At 66.8% G+C, this 20,059-nt stretch carries 9 protein-coding genes and 1 pseudogene; all 10 read right to left on the reverse strand.

Features of this window, described 5'->3' with window-relative positions; all coding sequences use genetic code 11:
• Nucleotides 1–1,046: 1,046 nt before the first annotated feature.
• On the reverse strand, nucleotides 1,047–1,676 hold the full coding sequence (locus NOO62_RS03570; protein WP_268769422.1) for an HD domain-containing protein: 630 nt from the start codon (nucleotides 1,674–1,676) through the stop codon (nucleotides 1,047–1,049).
• Nucleotides 1,677–1,766: 90 nt separating this feature from the next.
• Complete coding sequence (rdgB, locus tag NOO62_RS03575; RefSeq protein WP_268775456.1) at nucleotides 1,767–2,369, reverse strand: RdgB/HAM1 family non-canonical purine NTP pyrophosphatase; 603 nt, start codon at nucleotides 2,367–2,369, stop codon at nucleotides 1,767–1,769.
• Between the two features lie 75 nt (nucleotides 2,370–2,444).
• Nucleotides 2,445–3,632: a cytochrome P450 gene (locus NOO62_RS03580; protein WP_268769423.1), complete on the reverse strand. Its 1,188-nt coding sequence runs from the start codon at nucleotides 3,630–3,632 to the stop codon at nucleotides 2,445–2,447.
• Nucleotides 3,629–4,426, reverse strand: a complete 798-nt coding sequence (locus NOO62_RS03585; protein ID WP_268769424.1) for an MOSC domain-containing protein — start codon at nucleotides 4,424–4,426, stop codon at nucleotides 3,629–3,631. Before NOO62_RS03585 ends, NOO62_RS03580 begins: the two co-directional genes overlap by 4 nt.
• A gap of 451 nt (nucleotides 4,427–4,877) precedes the next feature.
• Nucleotides 4,878–6,443, reverse strand: a complete 1,566-nt coding sequence (locus tag NOO62_RS03590; RefSeq protein ID WP_268769425.1) for an MFS transporter — start codon at nucleotides 6,441–6,443, stop codon at nucleotides 4,878–4,880.
• A gap of 673 nt (nucleotides 6,444–7,116) precedes the next feature.
• Nucleotides 7,117–7,329, reverse strand: a pseudogene (locus NOO62_RS03595) (transporter); the annotation flags it as partial.
• A 263-nt stretch (nucleotides 7,330–7,592) separates the two neighbouring features.
• On the reverse strand, nucleotides 7,593–8,225 hold the full coding sequence (locus NOO62_RS03600) for a hypothetical protein (RefSeq protein ID WP_268769426.1): 633 nt from the start codon (nucleotides 8,223–8,225) through the stop codon (nucleotides 7,593–7,595).
• A gap of 225 nt (nucleotides 8,226–8,450) precedes the next feature.
• Nucleotides 8,451–9,218 carry a class I SAM-dependent methyltransferase gene (locus NOO62_RS03605; protein WP_268769427.1) on the reverse strand — a complete coding sequence of 256 codons (768 nt, stop codon included), beginning with the start codon at nucleotides 9,216–9,218 and terminating at the stop codon, nucleotides 8,451–8,453.
• On the reverse strand, nucleotides 9,215–10,540 hold the full coding sequence (locus NOO62_RS03610; RefSeq protein WP_268769428.1) for a phytoene desaturase family protein: 1,326 nt from the start codon (nucleotides 10,538–10,540) through the stop codon (nucleotides 9,215–9,217). The genes NOO62_RS03605 and NOO62_RS03610 overlap by 4 nt, the downstream gene beginning before the upstream one ends.
• Before the next feature lie 20 nt (nucleotides 10,541–10,560).
• On the reverse strand, nucleotides 10,561–19,314 hold the full coding sequence (locus tag NOO62_RS03615; RefSeq protein WP_268769429.1) for a non-ribosomal peptide synthetase/type I polyketide synthase: 8,754 nt from the start codon (nucleotides 19,312–19,314) through the stop codon (nucleotides 10,561–10,563).
• Nucleotides 19,315–20,059: the final 745 nt, after the last annotated feature.

The following is a 20,059-nucleotide window of genomic DNA, read 5'->3' on the forward strand; positions in this document are numbered from 1 at the left end:
GCTGGCGTGACGCTGTTCCACCAGGTAGGCGACGGTGCCGCAGCAGACGTGGGCGGCGTCGACGTCCTGGAGCATCCGTCGCGTGGTGGAACGCTGGCCACGCGGTGCCGACGGGACATCGGCGGGCGGCGGGCGGGACGGCACACTTCATCGTTCCGGTTGATGGGCCATCGCTGTTCTGCGGGTCAACGACCTCCCGAGCCCTCCCGACTCACGCTTCCTGCACGGTCGGCGGACTTTGACGTTGCCCCGCATTTGCGGGTGGAAGAGGTCGACGACTTATCGACTAACTTACGATGGAAATCGGGCCGGACTTTGAAGTGGCCCCGCCACGTTGAACGATACATGCAGGGTACCGCTCTGCGGGGGCCCGACCTCCCCCCCTCCCCCCCCCATGGCGACGCAGTTCCAAAAGCACGGCCCCTGAATCAAAAATGGTAGATCGACGTCCATGAAATAGAGGGAATTCCCAAGCCTGGTGGCATCGTAGGCGCGAGATGAACCGCAAGTATTGGAAACTGCCAGATGAAAGGGGACCGGTCACTGCTGTTCGTGGCGCGCCGCGTTCAGGGTGTGTCGCCCGACCAGTCCCCCGCGGTTCCACTCAGACCCTCGGGATGGCTTCCGCCGCCAGGCCGTCGTCGTCCTGGTCCACGTGGTCACCGTGCCGCGCATTGGCTGGCGCATCATGCACGCCCCGAACTCCGAGACGCGAGCACCGACGCGGACGCCCGTACGCGATCTGGACTAGGTCACCAACCGCTTGTCCCGCTCAACAGACCGAGGACCGCGACCGTGATGCCGCACGATGGAACGTCGGCACACACCGAACGTGCTCCCCACAGGCTTCCGCCTAACGTCGCGGTGCGGCGGATCACCGTCCTGCCGGCGTTGTCTGCGGACGGGTCCAGGCTCAATTGGACCTGGATTCCAGTCTGATCCTCTGTGACGTCAGAAGCCACGGACTACCACCGGGTCCTGGCCAGACGTTACCGCCCGGCACAAAGCCCCACACCGCAACTCTAGCGAGCCGGAGACCACACTGGTCAGCCGCGGGTGATCCAGCCGCGGCCGACGCCCAGGGCGAACAGTTTCTCGGTGAAGTCCCACAGCCTGCGTGAACCGTTGGCGATGTGGGAGGTCCGCCTGCGGATGAGGGACTCGGTGACGCCGTGGCCACGCCAGGTGCCGCCTTCGTTGCCGAAGTTCAGCAGCAGCGGCTGGAGTCGATCCATGGCTTGGGCAAACCGGGCCTCCGCAGTCCGTGCCTCTTCGAACTCGCGCCACAGGGAGTGGAACGTCTGCTTCTGGTCGTCCGGGAGCAGGGCGAAGAGTCGGTCGGCGGCTGCCTGCTCCCGTGCCTGCTTGTCCTTTCGCCCTTCTTCGTCGAAGAGGTTGGTGTCGCCGGCATAGATCTCTACAAGGTCGTGCGTCAGGACGAGCTTCAGCGTCCTGCCTACGTCGATCGGATCGTTGGCGTACTCGCTCAGCACAAGCACCATCATCGCCAGGTGCCATGAGTGCTCGGCATCGTTTTCCCGACGATCGGCGGCCAGCAAGGGGCTGAGGCGGAGTACCGTCTTGAGGCGGTCGATCTCCGCGATGAATGCGATCTGTTCCGTGAGTCGCACCGGAATGTCCTGGGGCTGTTCAGCAGGGTCGAGCAGGTGTTCCACGTGTGCCTTCCTGGTTTCAGGATTCAGGAGTCTCCAGGCAGCGGACGCCGCCTGACCGCGGTTCTGGAACGAGACGGGGGCGTTGTGAGGTCAGCCGACGAGTTCGATGATGGCGGGCGCCAGGGCCCGGAAAGCGCTGCCGCGATGGCAGATCGTGTTCTTTTCGGTCAGGCTCATCTCGGCGGTGGTGCGAGTCTCGCCCTGTGGCTGCATGATCGGGTCGTAGGCGAATCCTCCGTCACCCACCGGTTCCCGGAGCAGCGTTCCCCGCAGCGTTCCCTCTGTCACCCGTTCCGTGCCGTCAGGCAGTACCAGGGCGGCGGCGCAGGTGTACCAGGCGGTGCGGTGTTCGTCCGGCATGTCGGAGAGCTGCGCCAACAGCAGTTCGAGGTTGGCTTGATCGTCGCCGTGCCGTCCCGCCCAGCGGGCGGAGAGCACCCCCGGCATGCCGTTCAGCACTTTCACGCAAAGCCCGGAGTCATCCGCCAAGGCAGGGAACCCGGTCGCCCACGACAGTGCGCGTGCCTTGATCAGTGCGTTCTCGGTGAATGTCAGACCGGTTTCGGGGACGTCCTCGACTTCGGGGAATGAATCGGCGCTCACGAGTTCGGAGGTGACTGCGGTGGCAGTCAGGATGTTGCGGAGTTCGACGAGTTTGTGCTGATTGCGAGTGGCCAGTACGAGGCGGGGCATAGGGCAGGGCTTCTCTTTCTTCGCGGCGATTTCGATCTTGTGGTTTCCCATGTGATCCGTGGGTCTGCGCGCCTTTTATGCCGGCCGGGCCTTCCGGGCCGCCGGGCGCAGTCGCCCTTTCAGCTGGCGGTAGCGCAGCATGGGCAGTTCTGGCTCTCGCTCCACCTTCTCCACAGCGAACCGGACATCGAGCCGCATCATGGCCGTGAGGAGAGCGTCGACCACGGCACGTGCCATCGGGGCGCCGGGACAGAGATGTTTACCCAGGCCGAAGCTGAAGGAGTGAGGCCTTCCTCGGCGTTGGGCGATCTCCAGTGGCTCGGGGTAGAGACGTGGGTCGAGATTGGCGGTGCCGAGGCAGACGGTGACTCTGTCGCCGGTGCCGAGCCGGTGCGGGCCGATGGACACCGGTCGGCGGGCGTAGCGGCTCGCGAAGCGGAACGGTGTCGCTAGCCGGAATACCTCCTCTCGTAGGTTCTGCACTGGGAATTCGGCATTGATCGAGGTGGTGTTCAGCTCTCCGGCTACGCACAGGGCGGTCAGGGTCGGCTCGTAGGAGCCGGTAACGAGCTGGGTGAGCAAGGCGGTTGCGCAGTCCGGTCCGGCGTTCTCGCCGTGCCAGACCTTCGCCAGCCCGGCGATGACGGGGGATGTGGGGTGCTGCAGGTGTGCGCCCAGCCAGTCTCGGATGCTGTCCACCGCCTCCAGGGCCCTATCGATTCGCGTCGTGTCGATGTCCGGCGCGGCCAGTTCGTGCATGACGGCGCCTGTCAGATCGAGCAATTGGCCGGTGTCACGTCGCCCAGTCAAGGCTGCTGCCGCCTCGTGGGCCAACGGCTGCGCGATGCGCTCGGTCCAGTCAAAGGCATCCTCTCCGGCCTCGGACAGCAGCTCATGCGCCAGCCGTTCGAACGTGCCGAACAGCTCCGGTGTGGCCGTATCGCGGAGCAGGCGTATCGTGACGTGCCGGGCCCATTTGTGGCGATCGCCGTCGGAGAAGATCGGCCACAAGCCGTAGAATTCCCGCAGTTTGGCCCGCCGCTCTTTCTCCGCCTTGCTCAGTTGGCTGCCCCTGCAGTCATCCGAGCGTTCACTCCAGAATCCGTCGCTGATGAGAATGCTGCGCACCTCTTCAGCGCCAAAAACATACAGCGTCTGTTTCTTTGGTTCCCAGCGGTAGGGGCAGCCTTTGGCGGATTCGGCGAGGGCGAGCCGCGGGTCCTGTGCGTTGAAGTCGTCGTGCAGTTCGAATGCCACGTTCACCCCGCCCCCGGGGGTACGGAAGTGAGTGTCTCGCCTGAGCCTTTGGCCTTGGCATTGGTCCGGTTCGAGACGTGGAACATCATCGCCGTCTTGTCCCAGGCGGGAACCTGCTCCGCAAGGGCATGGATGCGGCGCAGCACTTCGTGATCGCCCAGAATGGCCCCGACCGACTCGGCGACCGTCACACGTTGCTGCGGCTGCCACACCATGTGCACCGAATCGTCGACCGACAGCTTTCCCTCTCTCACGACCCGCAGGTAAGCGCCGGGGCGGCGCGCATCGTTGAAGCGCTTGGCCCACCCCGTCTCCCCCATCCAGGCGCCGAACGTCCCACAGGCCATGCGCGGTGCCATTACCTCCAGAAGCACCTCACCGGCTTGCCACCGCTCGCCGAGTGCCGCGCCGCTGACATCGAATCCCGTGAGGTCCAGGTTCTCTCCGAACATGCCGTTCCGCAGTGGCCTCCCAAGCTCGTCCGACCACCAGTCGAGGTCTTCCCGTGCGTACGCGTACACGGCTTGGAGTCTTCCGCCGTGAAAATCTGCGGCCTGTTCGTCCCCCTGGATTCCGAGTTCAGTGACGGTGCAGGAAGAGGTCAGCGCCCGTTTCTCGATGGCTGTGCGACCGCGACGTTGCGTCCATTCCGCATCGACACACTTTCCAGAATTGATTGAAAGGATCTGCCCCCCGGCCTTTCGCTGACGCCGGGGTGGAGTGATGGCCCAATTATATGACTGACTCGTCGGGTCGTTCTCTGTGGCTGGACCCGATGCCTGGCGGTTCTGCTTTTCCATGAAGCTCTCCTGGGAAGTGCGTTGGACGCTCGCGGGGGAATGCCGCGTCCGGCGTGACAGCCCCGACTGCGGCTGCGGCGGCCCCGGGGCGGTCACCGCGGAATTGCCCGCACCGCGCGGCCCGCACTCCCGAACCCGGCGCCGTTCACTGATCTCAGCGAGCGGCGGCGGCGCAGCCCCTCAACTCCCACGCGCGCCCGGCGCACTTCGTGGCCACCACCGAAACCCAGCCGCGCCCCGCCCGGAATGGGCAAGCAATGGCCATCGCATCACTGTCCTGGTCTGTGGCGGCCGATTTCGTCATCCGAACCTGTTCGACGAGGCTGGGCGCCGAGTTTTCTCCATGCCCCTGCTACACAGCAGAATCCAGAAGGCGCACGCGTGCACGCCAGTGCGGCGTTCCCGACTGTCCCCGCTCAATAAGACGCCGTTTCATTTGGTGATGCGGCGTCTAAGGAGGAGTCACGGTCCCAGCTGCAAAAGGCGGTTCAGGACCGCGATTCGACGCACCAGTAGACGCGCCCTCGGCGGCAGCCGGCGTTCTGTCACGATCCAGGTCTTTGAGCAAGAACCATGCAGCGATGCCGGTGACAACTGCGGCCGACCCCGCGATCAGGAACACCTGTTGCAGACCGCTGACGAACGCAGCGTGGACCGCATCGGCCACAACCCCGCGACGGTTCGGCGCGGCGGCATCGATGAACCGGTCGCTCTGTCCGCTCCCGACCGCCGCCGCCGCGCGCAGCGGATTGTCGGTGACATGGTCGAGGCTGGGGCCGGCGGCATGGACGAAAACACTGCCCAACACCGCCACGCCAATGGCCTGACCCAGCTGCCGAAACGTATTGACTGCGCCACTGGCTGTTCCAGCCTCCGACTGCGGAACCGACGCGAGGGCCGCTGCCGTCAGGGGCGGGATCATCCCGCCGGCGCCAATCCCGGTGAGGACCAGGCCAGGCAGCAGCGCCGTCCAGCCCGAGTGCGGACCGACCATCGCCTGGGACAGGACCCCGATACCGATGAGCAGGAGACCGCAACTGACCGGCACGCGTGCCGGCAGGCCCTGGAGGAACCGCCCCCCGAGGCTCGACACCAGCAGACCCGAGAGGCTCAGCGGTGCGAGAACCAGCCCGGCCGCCAGCGGCTGCATATGCAAGGAGGACTGCAGCCACAACGAGGTGTAGCCCAGATGCCCGAACGCCGTGCCCTGCAACAACAGTGCCGACAGCATCAGCCCTGAGAAGGCTGGACGGCGAAACAGCCGCAGGTCCAGCATCGGCTGGGCGCTGCTCAACTCCACCACGAGGAACAGGAGGAGAGCCACTCCGCCAAGGGCGAGAAGAGCCAGCACTCCGTCGTCGTCCCGGCCCTTCTCCGAGCTGGAGATCAGCCCTGCGACAACAGCGCCGGCGGCGACCGTGAAGGTCACAGCACCCGGCGCATCGAAGCGTCGGCCCGCGGCGCTCTTGTACTCCGGCAGGACACGACGCGCGAGCGCCATCGTCAGCACAGCGACCGGAAGGTTCACCAAGAAGATCGTCGGCCAGCCCCATCTCTGGGAGAGCAGACCTCCAAGCACCGGTCCCGTGGCCGTGGCGGAACCACTGACTGCACCCCACGCGCTGAATGCCACTACCCGCTCACGGCCCGAATAGACCGACGTCAGTAGAGCCGTGGTGGTAGCGAACATGATCGCTCCACCCAGCCCCTGCAAGGCACGGCCTACCACCAGCGCCCCCGCGCTCGGGGCAAGCCCGCACACCAACGACGCGGCAGCGAAGACGGTCAAACCGGTGAGATACATCCGGCGTCGGCCCAGCAGATCCGCACACGCCCCCGCCGTGAGCAACAGCGCCGCCAGTACAAGCGCATAGGCATCCATGACCCACTGCAAAGCGGAGATCGAGGCGCGCAAGTCGTACGAGATCGCCGGCAGCGCCACGTTCACGATGGTTACGTCCATCAGCAACATGAACGTCCCCAGGCAGATGGCCACCAGCGGCCACCACTTGCGCACCGATACAGCCCCTTCGCCGGCCCCACTGGAGGCGCAGCCCGAACGTGGCCTGCTCTCCGCAGCCCGCGCCTTTCGCGCCCAATCTCGATCTCTGCAACGTGTCTGCCCCAAATACCAAAACCCTGTCCGACTAGGTACGAAACGATGACGACGGCCCGGTCGGTGTCACGGTGCAGCTCACGAATCTCATGGGAATCCATGACGATGCCAACAAAGCCTGCTGACACTGCAGGCCCTCTGCCTGGCACCGGCCGGGGGCTGTACGCCGCCGCCCGATCCAGCCCTTGGACCTGCTCACCAGCACGTCGCACGAGCCTCAGTTCGTCCCAGGTCCCCAGGACCCAAAGCATGCAAGAGGCCACCGTGCAGCGGGCTCGTACCACCAACCCCAACGAGTGGACTGTCCAACGGTCATGGCGACTCCACTAACGCTGGGACAGTGCCGGTCCCTACCAAGGCATCACGTGCCGGCAGTAATCGCGAGGACCAGCCTGTGGCTCCGGACGACGGTGTGGTGACTGTGAAAGTGAGTTGGAACTATGGTCCATTTCCTGGGCTCAGCGCCCGCGAGTTCACAGATGGCCAGAATGGTTATGCGGCCCAACGGCGGCTATACCGGCAGCTGCCGGCGCACCTGCGGAACGACCCGCTGCGCTGACGCCACATTCGGACGCTAGCTGAGGCGGAGAAGGTCTTCAGTGCGTTCCAGGTCGCGCTCCGTACGCAGCTGCAGTTCCAGGTCGCCCGAGCCGTGGTGGCCGAGCCCCGTCACGTCCCGAGTGAAGCCGGGAACGAGGTCGACCTCCTTCGGGTCGGCCTTGAGGTAGACGAGGAGCTTGGTCTGCTGGGGCGGGCAGACGCTGGCGAAGTTCCGCAGCCGTCGGTATACCAAGCCTTCATCGACCGCTCAATGGGGCGGTTGGCCCGGCGTGCCGGACGTCATAGGGCCGCTTGGCCAGGCCGGAGGCAAACGCCCCCCTGTGGGAAGCCGTGTAGGGCCCTGCTGACAGCGCAGTGTCGAGTACCGCGGCCCAGGAGGAGAGCCCGGCCGATCTGATCGCGGCCCAGGAAGCCGACCGACAGCTGACCCGGGCCTTCAACTTCCTCTCCCCCTCATCTTCGGAACCGGCAGGTCTGGTCGCGCTCGTGCTACAAGCCGAGTTTGGCTCCGGTGAGTCCCTGGAGGACGTCGAAGCTGAGGGTGGCGGAGAACAGCTGCTGCCCGGCCGCGAGTGACTTGGTGCCGAGCTCGCTGGTGATGGCGTCGGCGGCGGGGCCGGCGAGGTTGACGGGGGTGTTCTCGGCGCTGACCTTGGTGAGGGCGATCTTGACTCCCTCGGCGCCGGTGGTGAGGGTTTCGATGCGCTTGCCGAGGTGTTCGGTGGTGATGACCGCGGTGCGGTCGAGCTTCATCACCAGCGCCATGTCCTTGAACTCGGCGCGCTTGCCGTTGTGCTGGAGAGTGAAGCCGCCGCGGGCCTTGCCAGTGAGGCCGGACAGGTCAGTGTTGAGCTCGCCGCTGTCGAGCACGGCGTGCATGCACGGGTGCCCGTTCACGGTGACCTGAGTCGCGGGGGCGACCACGCCGAAGGTGACACCTGCGTCGGCCAGCGCCTTCTGGGCGGTGTCGGTGAGGCAGTAGTCGAACGGCGTGCCGCCCTTCAGCTGCAGCGGAGGCAGCGGCGCCCCCGACTTCGAGGCCTGAGCCGTAGCGGCGGAGGGCACTAGCGCCGTGCAGACCAGGACGGCGAGGGCGGCAAGGTGCGCGGAGGGTTTCTTCACGGAGCACTCCAGAGTCAAGGGCCGGCCGCTGTGGCCAAGGCGTGGGGATGTATCTGCCCAACGCCCCCACGACGGGTCCGGCACGCCCTGCTGAGCGCGATCACCCGAAGAGCGCAGGCCGACATCGTGCAGATCGACGCCGTCGAACTCGACCTGCACCGGCCGCTCGACACCTTCGGCCTGGACTTACTCAACTCCCTCATCCCAGCCCAGTTCCCGGTAAGTTCAAGCAGGCTTCCTCGGGTCGATCGGACTGCGGCTCTTTCGGCAGTCGAGGATGAGGGAGTGGGGACAGGCGATGTACCGCTCCCAGTAGGCGCTGCCGAGCCGGGTGAGTCCTTCTTCCGTGGGCTGCGGACTTTTCCACATGAGTTCACCGAACCCTGCTTGCTTGAGGGCTTGTTCGTGCGTTTCGCGGGTCCAGTGGTATGCGGTGGCGCTGAAGCGGAGATCTCCCGCGCCGGCGGCGAGCGTCATGGTGGTGCCGTCAGTCCGTGTGGCTGCACACTGGACGGTAAATCCGTAGGGGGCATACCAGTTCGGGTCGGCAGAAAGATGCGGGTTGGAGGTAGCCGTCACGAAGCGGCCGTGGTCGGAAATCGCTCCAGCGATTCCTTGGCACATGGCACGCAACTGATTCTCCGTCTCGGCGTACGGCAGCACGTAGACGGCGACAGCGAGGTCGAACGTGCCCAGACTCTTTGCTCCGACGGCGTCCCCGAGAACATAGTCGATGCCGAGTTGCTCCTGCCTCTCGCGTTCACGCGCGGCCTGCACCATGCCGGGAGAGACATCCAAGCCCACCACACGGCGAGCGCCTGAGCGTTTCAGACAACGGGTGTAGATACCGCTGCCACAGCCGACGTCCAGGACGGACAGTCCTCGTACGTCGCCCACGGCGGCGAGGATTCCGGGCATTTCGAGATAGCGACGCAGAGGCAGTTCGGCTGTTTCCTCATAAGAGGGCCCCAGCGCGTCGAATTGGTCGTTCAAGCTGGGTCCCCCGTTTTCCGTGTTTCGGCCATGATGACGGCTTCAGCGGCTTGTAGGCCGCAGCGCACCGCGGCCCCGGCATGCTGGCCGGGCGGTCCCACGGTGTTGCCCACGTGGTAGAGATCGGACTCCTCGTCGTAGATTTCTGGTTTGCTGAACGTGGGCGGCGCCACGGCGGCAACCAGCTCGGTCGATAGTCCGTGGGCCTCGGCGAACTGACCCGGGGAGACAAAATGCTGAAGAAGTACCTTGTCCGTCAGGCTGGGCAGCATCGACGAGAGGCGCTCGAATATGTAATCCTGAATCCCATGAATGGTGTCCGCAGATGGCTCGGACATGCCGCGGGGACAGAGGAAGTAGACATTGAACGTGCGGTGGTCTCGGACACCCGGGGGTGTGCACGGGACCACGTGGAAGCCGAAGGCCTTCGGCATTCTCCCGGTCTCGAGTTGGTACAGCCAATGTGCGGCGCCGGCGGGGAAGTGGCCCAGGGTATGAATGTGTTCAGGGAAGACCACATCGGAATGGGTGGCCAGCCGTAACATACCGGCCGCGAGACTGGGAGCCGTCTCGGGTGGGTAGTCCTTGAGGCGTCCCTCGCTGGTGATCAGATGCCGCGCACGGTAGGTGTCTCGGTCGGTGTGGGCGATCTTCAGGCCGTCCGAGGTGGCGTGGGAATGGACGCGGGTGCCGAGAACGAGCTCGCCTCCGAGTTCAGCGAGCCGCTTCGTCATGGCGTTGATCAGTGCCTGGGGACCGCCAAGAGGAATTGTGGTCCTGTCGTATCCGTAATCGAGTTCCTTGGAAAAGGTCTGCCGGAACTGTTGGAGCGGGTACCTGTCGGGTGCCGATCCAAAGGCATACGCGGCGATGGACAGGTAGTCAGCGAAGGGCTGACTGCGCACGCTGGCTTCGAGCAGCGGTCCGAGGTATTCGTAACGGTCATCTGTGGACGGACGGCGGAGGGCGCGCAGGAGCCTGCCGGCATCCAGGGAGTGGCGCAGCAGGTTGATCAAGGTGGTGCCGGTCGGTGGGAGTGTGTAGCTTTCCCGCCCGCAGTGGAACCGTGTGGCGCGCCTGCGGAACGTCACGCTGACGCCGAGCTGGGCCATGACCCGCTCGATACCGGAGCCGAAGTCGTTGCAGGCGAGGGTGAACTCGTACTTCCCGATGCGCGTGGTTCCGCACAGGCCGCCTGCGCTCTCACGGCGCTCCAGGACCAGCACTCGTTTTCCTTGCTGTTGCAGGGAGATCGCCGCGGTCAGTCCTGCAAGTCCGGCGCCGATGATGAGGACGTCGGCAGACAGGTGGCGCTCGGGCATGACTGTCCCTTCGGTCATGGTCATTGCGCTGGGTCGGGCAGGTGGCGGGCGAGCAGGCTGGCGACCTGGAGCACGCACGGTGGTTCCATGATGGTGAAGTGATTTCCGGGAATGTGATGGACGGTCATCTCGCCCTGGCAGTACCCGGCCCACCACTGATGGGCATCGGGGGCGAGGAGCTGGTCCCGGTCGGCGGCCCGCACATAGACGAGGTCGGCGGGGCATGGTTCCGGCTGATAGCGGGAGAGAGCCAGGTTGGTCCGCACGACGACATCGCGTACGCGTGGATCGTTTTCGATGGCGGACCGTAGTGCGTCGGTGGGTTCCGGGGCGATCTCCTGGAATGCGTCGATCAGCACACGAACGTCGGGGATGGTGCTGATGCCCAGCTGTTGGGACTGTGCGACGGTCACCGTATCGAGCATCAGCACCAGTGGGGGTTCGGCGCCACGGCTGATCAGTTGCCGTGCCATCTCGTAGGCGACGACCCCGCCCGATGAGTGGCCCCCGATGATGTACGGGCCGGCCGGACGGTTACTCAGAAGCTCCTGCGCGTAGCGATCTGCCATGGCGGTGATGCTGTCGAAGGGCTCCTCACCGTCTTCCAGTCCGGCCGCGCGGAAGGCGTACATCGGCTGTTCGGGGCCAATGCTTGCGGCGAGTTCGCGGTAGCTGAAGACGGTTCCGCCGATGGCCTGGACCATGAATATCGGGATGCGTCCGGTGGAACCCTGCTGCACCGTCACCAGGAGCCTGTCCGGGCTTCGGGGGGCCTGACGCGCCTCGGCTACGTGGACCAAGTGGTCGACGAGCTCTCCGACAGTCGGATGCTCCAGAAGTGTGTGGGTGCTGACGGTCATGCCGAGGGCCTGCCGTAAGCGGCTGCTGATTTGCACGGCGAGGAGTGAGTCTCCACCACTGCGGAAGAAGTGGTCCGCGTCGTGCGCCGGTTCGACGCCGAGCAGTTCGGTCCAGATCTCCGCCACGCTCTGGCTGACGAGCGCACGGCTGACGGCGGACACGGGATTGGTGGGTGCTGGTTGTCGTACCGGGATGACGCTGGGCATCTCGCCGGAAGGTCCACCCGCACCGTCGAATGGGTAGGTGGGCAGGGGGACGCGTCGGCGGGGCTTGGCCGCGTCGAAGGCGGCCCAGTCGACGTCGAAGCCCGCGCACCACAGTGCGGCCACCGTGTCCAGAACGGACGCGGTCTCGCTGCGATCGCTGTCTCCTGCCGTAGGCAGTGCAGTCGCCACCAGAGCGGCGTTCGCTGCGAGAGGGTGCATCCGCACCAAAGTGGCCAGGGTTTGGCCGGGGCCGGTTTCGACCAGCAGCTGTTCGGTGTCGTCGTCGCCGAGCAGCGTGGTCAGTCCCTTGCCGAACTGGACGGTGCTGCGTAGATGCCGCGCCCAGTAGCCGGCGTCGGCGATGACGGATGGTGTTGCCCAGGTTCCGGTGACGTTGGACATGAGAGGGATGCGGGGAGCCTGGATGGGCATGGTGGCGGCTCGCTCAGCGAGCTGGTCCATGACCGGTTCCACGAGCGGTGAGTGCAGACCGGCGGCGATACGCAGGCGGTGGCCCTCGACTCCTTGTGCGGCCAAGGTCTGTCGGAGGTCCTCGATGGCCGTGTCGGGGCCGGCCGCCACGCAGTGTTGTGGGCCGTTCACCACCGCGATCGAAAGGTGCGGTCCCAGTCGCGGAGCGAGTTCTTCCGAGGGGAGCGGCACGCTGAGCATGGCGGACGGGGGGAGCTCGTCGCACAGCCGCCCACGCAGCGCAACCAAGGCGATGGCGTCCTCGACGGCCAGTGCCTGGGCCGCGCAGGCGGCGGCGTACTCGCCGAGGCTGTGGCCCACGGCGGCCCCGGCGTGAAGACCTTTTGACGCCAGCAGGCGGCTGAGTGCGACTTCGGTGGCGAAGACCGCTGCCATGTTCCTCGAGGGACGCAACAGCTCCTCGGCAGCCCGGAGCTGGTGTCCTGGCTTCGGAAGGAGCACTGCTCTGATGTCCGTGCCGAGTTCCTGCGCGAAACGATCGGCGCAACGGTCGATCTCCGCGCGAAAGACCGGTTCCCGGTTGTAGAGATCGTGTCCCGTGCCCGGCTGGTGCGTGGCAACGCCGGGGAACATGAACACCAGTCGGCGTGGACGATCGGGGTCGGGGCTGCCGGTGAAGGCAGCGGGCTCCTGGTGCTCGAGTGCCCGCGCTGCCCGCTCGGCACTTGCGGCGACGACGGCTCGGCGTAGCGGCTGCGGGGTTCTGCCGTGCCTGAGGGTGTAGGCGACGTCGGCCAGCGCGGCCTCGGGGGAGGCGAGCAGGTGTGCGGCCAGCCTTCGCGTCGTGGCTTTGAGAGCGGCATCCGTTCGAGCGGAAACCGGCAGCAGCTGCGGGCCCGGTGGCGGCGCGGACGGCCGCTGGGCGGGAGCAGCCTCGACGACCACGTGAGCGTTGGTCCCGCCGATGCCGAACGCGCTCACCCCGGCGGTGCGCACCGTCTGGTGCTCGTCCTGCGGCCAGCGGATGGTTGCACTGTTGACGTACAGCGGAGTGCTCTGGCAGGCGAGTTCGGCGTTCGGGCGGCGGTGGTGCGGTGTTCCCGGGATGATGCCGTGCTTGACCGCCAGCACCGCTTTCACCAGTCCAGTGACTCCGGCAGCGGCGTCGAGGTGACCGAGGTTGCTCTTCACCGAGCCGAGGGCACAGCGCCCCACAGGTGGGGACAGGGTTTGGAAGGCCTGGGCGAGTGCGCGTATCTCCACCGCATCTCCCACCACGGTGCCGGTGCCGTGGGCTTCGATGTAAGCGATGTTTTCGGGGCGGAGGCCTGCGGCGCTCCAGGCGGCTATGAGAAGGTCCCGCTGACCGGCGACGCTCGGCGCGGCGAAGCCGGCCTTTCGCGCGCCGTCGTTGTTGACCGCTGATCCGCGGATCACCGCGTGGACCGTGTCCTGGTCGGCCAGTGCGTCCGTCAGCCTCTTGAGCACCACGACTGCGGCCCCGCTGCCGGGCACCGCGCCCTTGGCGTCTGCGTCGAAGGGGCGACAGTGTCCGTCCGGTGAGAGGATGCTGCCCGCTTCGTAGCGGTAGCCCGGTTCGGTGAGCAGTGTCGCGCCACCGGCCAGTGCGATGGAGCAGTCTTGCCGACGCAGGCTGTTGCAGGCCTGGTGCACGGCTACCAAGGAGGTGGAGCAGGCGCTTTGCACCGTCACCGCCGGGCCGGTGAGGCCGAGCCGGTGCGCGGTCTGGGTTGCGAGGTACATCCATGGGTTGCCGCTGAGCAACCGGTGCTCTTCTGCGGAGCCCGGAGCGGCGCCCTGAGCGGCGAACCGGTGCAGCCACTCACGAGGCAGGGCCGTGCCGCCGAAGACTCCGACCGTGGGCAGCGACTCGCACTGCGGTGGGTATCCGGCGTGCTCCAGCGCATTCCAGGAGCACTCCAGGAACAACCGCATCTGGGGGTCCATGACTGCGGCGTCCGCCGGGCTCATGTTGAACAGCGGAGCATCGAAGCCGTGCAGTTCAGGGAGCAGCCCAGCCGCTGCTACCCACGTCTCGTCGGATGGACGGGGGCTGCCACGGGTGATGCCGTCGCGGCAGTCGCACAGCAGTTGCCACAGGTCGTCGACGTTCTGTGCCCCGGGGAACCGGCCCGCCATGCCGATCACCGCGATGCCGTCGCAGTCCGGGACACTGAGGGCCCCGGTGCGGCGCTTGGTGCGTCCTGAGACCGCCGTCTCGGGTGTCTCCCGCTGGGCGAGCCGGTCGGCCAGACAGGACGCGCAGCGCCGGATGGTCGGGTACTCGAAGAGGTCCGCCATGCTCGGCTCGAAACCCAGACGCGCAGTGATGCGCGCCTGGATGCGCATCAGGGCCAGCGAGTCGCCCCCCGCGTCGAAGAACAGGGTGTCCAGCCCTACGGTGTCGATATCGAGGACCTGGCACCAGATCTCCCTGAGCACCGGTTCCAGTGCGAGGGCACCGTCCTTCGCACCCGAAGAAGCCTGCGAAGGTATATCGGACGTGTCCGCCTCACGGGGGACCGGCAGCGCGGCGCGGTCCAGTTTTCCGTTGGGCCCGAGGGGCAGGGAGGGCATCAGCACCAGCGCGTACGGGACCATGTGTTCCGGCAGTTCGCGCCGCAGCGCCCGACGCAGTGCGTCCGTGTCCGCCTGCAGGGCATGGGCCGGCACGATGTACCCGACGAGGTGTGTGGTGCCTGGGCTGCTTTCCCGGGCGATGACGGCGGCCTGGGCGATGCCGGGCCGGCGGGCGAGGACGGCCTCGACCTCGCCCGGCTCGATGCGGAAGCCGCGCACCTTGACCTGGTCATCGACCCGGCCGATGAACTCCAGGTCCCCGTCGGCGTTGCGCCGTGCAAGATCCCCGGTACGGTACATCCGCTCCCCCGGCCGACCGTAAGGACATGCCACAAACCGCTGTGCCGTCAGCACCGGACGGCCCAGATATCCGCGGGCGACCCCGTTGCCGGACACGTAGAGCTCACCCACTTCCCCGGCGGGAACCTGGTGCAAGCCTTCGTCCAGCAGGTGCACGGCCATCGTGTCCAGCGCGCGGCCGATGGGCACCGTCCTCCCGAGCTGCCCGGTTGCTCGCACGTGGTGGCGGGTGGCAAAGACCGTGGTCTCTGTCGGTCCGTAACCATTGACCACGGTGGTGTTCGGGCAGTGCTCCAGCACTCGCCGCACCGCAGTGACCGGTACTGCCTCTCCTCCGGTCCACACCTCTTGGACCTCCGACAAAGACTCCGGTGCTTCCTCAGCCAGCAGCCGGAACAGTCCCGCCGTGAGCCATAGTCCGGTGATCTCCTCCTCGGTGATGAGGCGGACCAGTTCGAGAATGCCCAGCCTGCCGTCCGGTGCCACCGTGAGGCGTCCGCTGTGCAGCAGCGGTGCCCACAGTTCGTAGGTGGCCGCATCAAAGGTGTGTGGTGAGTGCAGGAGTACCCGCTGGTGCGCCTGACCGCTGAAACTGCTGTCGGTGGCGAGCGCCGCGACATCCGCCTGCGTGGTGATGACGCCTTTGGGGTGTCCGGTGGAGCCGGAGGTATAGATCACGTAAGCGGGGTGCCCCGGCAACACACGGGCGCCGCGTTCCTCATCGCTGAGGTCGGACGAGTCCAGGCAGTGCAGGCTCTGCACCACCTCCGGATCATCGAGTACCAGTTGCTGCCGCGACGAGACGGCTTCAGGAGGCAGCTGCCGTAGCGCGGCCCGCACGGTCACCACCAGCACCGGATCCGCGTCCGCCAACACAAACTCAATGCGCCGGGCGGGAAGAGACAGATCCACCGGAAGGTAGGCCGCCCCGGTCTTGGCGACCGCCACGCAGGCAACCACCAGATCCACCGAGCGCGGCAACGCCAACGCCACAACCCGCTCCGGCCCGGCACCCCGCGCAACCAGCCACCGGGCAAGCCGATTGGCCCGCGCATTCACCTCCCCATACGTCAGCTCCCCACCCACCACACCCGCATCACGAACCGCAACCACATCCGGACCCCGCACCACCACCCCCTCGAACAACGCCGCCAGTACCGCCGGTTCCCGGGGCGAGCAGGTGACGGCGTGCTGAGGGGCAGGGAGGGTCCGCGGTCGTCGGCGCAGACCCTCGACGTCCAAGGTGCTGACCGGCCGCGCGGGGTCGGCTGCCGCGGCGGTCAGCAACTGTTCCAGACACCCGAGCAACCACTCCGCTGTTTCGCGCTCGAACAGCTCGGTGGCGTACTCGACCACACAGTCGATGTTGGTCATGCGGCCGTCGGCTCCTCGTCGCTCCCAGAACTCGAAGAGCAGGTCGAACTTGGCGGACCCATTGTGCGCAACGTGCACTTGGGTGCCCTCATGGGTGCCGTCCGACAGGTCCAGTTGGGGCGAGGGGTTGTTCTGGACCACCAGCGCGACTTGGAACAGGGGGTTGCGATGCAGAGACCGTGCGGGGTTGACCGCTTCCACGACGCGCTCGAACGGCAGGTCCTGGTGATCGAAGGCCGCGAAGGCCGTTTCCCGTGCGCGGCGGATCAACTCGTGGAAGGCGGGGGCGCCGGAGGTATCGGTGCGCAGCACCAGCGTGTTCGCGAAGAAACCTACGAGGTGGTCCAGAGCGGGAGCGCTCCGGCCGGCAACGATCGTGCCCAGCGGGATGTCGGTCCCCGCTCCCAGCCGGGTCAGCAACCCGGCGAGCCCGGCCTGAAGAACGGTGAACAGGCCGGTGTCGTTCTGGCGTCCCAGGTCGAGCAGCTTGCGGTGCATCTGGTCCGGCCAGGCCGCGCGGACCCGTGCGCCACGGTGACTTGGCACCGTCGGGCGCGCGCGGTCAACGGGCAAGGGGAGTTCAGTGGGCAGACCCGCCAACGTGTCTCTCCAATAGGACAGGTGCCGCCGCGTGTCCTTCGTCGGAGTGTCCGCGCTGCCGAGCAGTTCGCGTTGCCAGAGCGTGTAATCGCCGTACTGTACGGGCAGTGGGGTCCAGTCGGGGCCGCGTCCGGCGCAGCGGGCCCGGTATGCCTCCGCGAGATCCGCACAGAGCTGTGCTGCGGACCAACCGTCGCAGGCGATGTGGTGCACGATGAGCAACAAGACGGTTTCGTCCGGAGCGGTTTCAAACAGTTCGGCACGGAGCGGCAGCTCTCGCGTCAGGTCGAAGCCCCGCCGCGCGCCGGCCTCCACGCACGTGCCCGCCTCGGCCGCGGAGACGACGCGCACGTTCAGCACCGGGCGGGCGCACTCCGGTTCGAGCACCACCTGGCGCGGCAGCCCCGAGGTGGCAGGAAACAGGGTGCGCAGACTCTCGTGGCGCGCGGCCACATCGCCCAGCGCGGCCCTCAGGGCGTCCCGGTCCACCGTGCCGCGCAGGTGTACCGTCAAGGGAATCGCATAGCTTGGGGCGGCCTCCGCGATCTGGTTCAAGAACCACAGGCGGCGCTGCCCGTGCGAGAGAGTCAGCACGGTCGGTCGCTCCCTGGGAGCCAGCTCCGGTCCGCCGCTCAAGCGTTCGGAGCGCTGCACGGCTGCCGCTAGTCCCGCAACGGTCGGTGTCTCGTACACCTCTCTGAGCTGCAGGTCCACGGCGTACCGGGCGCGAATACGGTGCAACAGGCGGGCGGCTGAAAGGGAGTCGCCGCCCAATGCGAAAAAGTCGTCCTCGGCCCCGACGGGCTCCACACCGAGCACCGCACCGACAAACCCGGCCAGTTGCTCCTCCACACAGCCGTGGGGGGCCGGTCCCTGGAATTGGAGGGAACGTTCTACCGGTCTGGCGGCAAGTGCAGCGCGATCCACCTTGCCGTTCGGCGTCAGCGGCAGCGCCTCCAGTGCGATGAGCAGCGAGGGCACCATGTAGTCGGGCAGCATCTCCCCGAGCCGTCGGCGCAGCGAGTCGGTATCCGGCGTCTGGCCGCCGCCAGATTTCACATACCCGACGAGGTGTGTGGTGCCGGGGCTGCTTTCCCGGGCGATGACGGCGGCCTGGGCGATGCCTGGCCGGCGGGCGAGGACGGCCTCGACCTCGCCCGGCTCGATGCGGAAGCCGCGCACCTTGACCTGGTCATCGACCCGGCCGATGAACTCCAGGTCCCCGTCGGCGTTGCGCCGTGCCAGATCCCCGGTACGGTACATCCGCTCCCCCGGCCGACCATAGGGACATGCCACAAACCGCTGTGCCGTCAGCACCGGACGGCCCAGATAACCACGAGCCAGCAGTGGCCCCGTCACATAGAGCTCTCCCGTCGCCCCGGCCACCACCGGCTCGAGCTTTGCATCCAGTACGTGACAGTCCGCGTCACGCACCGGTCGGCCGATCGGAGGCGAGCCTGCCCCGGTCAAAGGGAGGCTGACGGAGGCACAGACCGTGGTTTCGGTGGGGCCGTACGCGTTGAGCATCCGCCGTCCCGGCGCCCACTGCGCCACCAGGTTTCCGGGGCAGGACTCGCCGGCCACGATGAGCGTGACGCCCGGCGGCAGGCCGTCGTCGGGCAGGGCGGCCAGCACGGACGGAGGAAGTGTCAGGTGGGTGATTTGTTCCTGTGTGACCAGTCCGACCAGCTCCGGCCCTGGCAGCAGCCGCTCGGCCGGAGCCACCACCAGAGTCGCACCGGACAGCAGTGCCATGCACAGTTCCCAAAAGGACGCATCGAAGGTCGGCGAAGCGAACTGCAACACCCGGCTGGACCGGACCAGCGCGCACCGCTCTTGCTGCGTGGCAGCCAGGGCCTCGACGCCCCGGTGCGTGGTGATGACGCCTTTGGGGTGTCCGGTGGAGCCGGAGGTATAGATCACGTAAGCGGGGTGCCCCGGCAACACACGAGCGCCGCGTTCCTCATCGCTGAGGTCGGACGAGTCCAGGCAGTGCAGGCTCTGCACCACCTCCGGATCATCGAGTACCAGTTGCTGCCGCGACGAGACGGCTTCAGGAGGCAGCTGCCGTAGCGCGGCCCGCACGGTCACCACCAGCACCGGATCCGCGTCCGCCAACACAAACTCAATGCGCCGGGCGGGAAGAGACAGATCCACCGGAAGGTAGGCCGCCCCGGTCTTGGCGACCGCCACGCAGGCAACCACCAGATCCACCGAGCGCGGCAACGCCAACGCCACAAACCGCTCCGGCCCGGCACCCCGCGCAACCAGCCACCGGGCAAGCCGATTGGCCCGCGCATTCACCTCCCCATACGTCAGCTCCCCACCCACCACACCCGCATCACGAACCGCAACCACATCCGGACCCCGCACCACCATCCGCTCAAACAACGCCGCCAACAACCGTCAACCTCCGAGTGACTGAACGCATAATCTGCGCGGGGCCTGGACACGTCCGAGCAGAAAGGGGGGGGGGGGCTGGCGTCGAACTGGATGACATCGCTCCGTACCTCGATCAAAGGGAAATGACTGCACGCTGGCAATCCGCGTGATCGCACATCCGGAAGCCCTTGGAGCAGAGCCGGTGTACGGATGGGATGAGTACACGCCGTCTCACGCGCCCGGTGCGCCATGCGTCCGCCCTCTGCGCCCCGTCAATCCCGATGGGGGCAACCGGAACTGACTGGCTGAGACTTGGAGACGGAGCAGGTCGCAAACGGGGCCGCCGGGCTCGTTGCAGTACAGGCCCGCGTATGTGTACGCAAGCCGCTCATACAGGGTGTGTCCGCGGTCTCGTTGTTCGGGCGGTCCGGTTGGCCAGCAGACTGCGTGGCGGCTTGGTCGGTTCAGCGGGAGCGTTATCCGCGCCATGCTCGTCAACCGTCCGCGGATCACCGGCCTGAGCAGGGACGTGGTTTCTGTACTCATCGCGTGACGCGGCCCGTTGTGGGCCGCTCAGCGACACCCACTTTCGGAAGGTCCGAGGCGACGAGCGATGGGAGCCGGAGCACGCCACAAGCTGGTGTTCGTCGAGCGGCTGCCCGCCACGCATGTCCGTCTCCGCCACGAAGACCAGCCTTTGCTGGTCCAGCGTGGCTGTGCGGTGGCCCGGGCATCCATGCCCATACGGAGAGGTGCGCGCGCG

This window comes from Streptomyces sp. Je 1-369, assembly GCF_026810505.1.
Lineage (GTDB): Bacteria > Actinomycetota > Actinomycetes > Streptomycetales > Streptomycetaceae > Streptomyces.

What these genes read in the sequence shown, in the direction of transcription:
- rdgB (WP_268775456.1), bottom strand. Translation starts at nt 2,369, where the DNA reads ATGCCCCGCCTCGTACTGGCCACTCGCAATCAGCACAAACTCGTCGAA.
- NOO62_RS03585 (WP_268769424.1), bottom strand. Translation starts at nt 4,426, where the DNA reads ATGGAAAAGCAGAACCGCCAGGCATCGGGTCCAGCCACAGAGAACGAC.
- NOO62_RS03610 (WP_268769428.1), bottom strand. Translation starts at nt 10,540, where the DNA reads ATGCCCGAGCGCCACCTGTCTGCCGACGTCCTCATCATCGGCGCCGGA.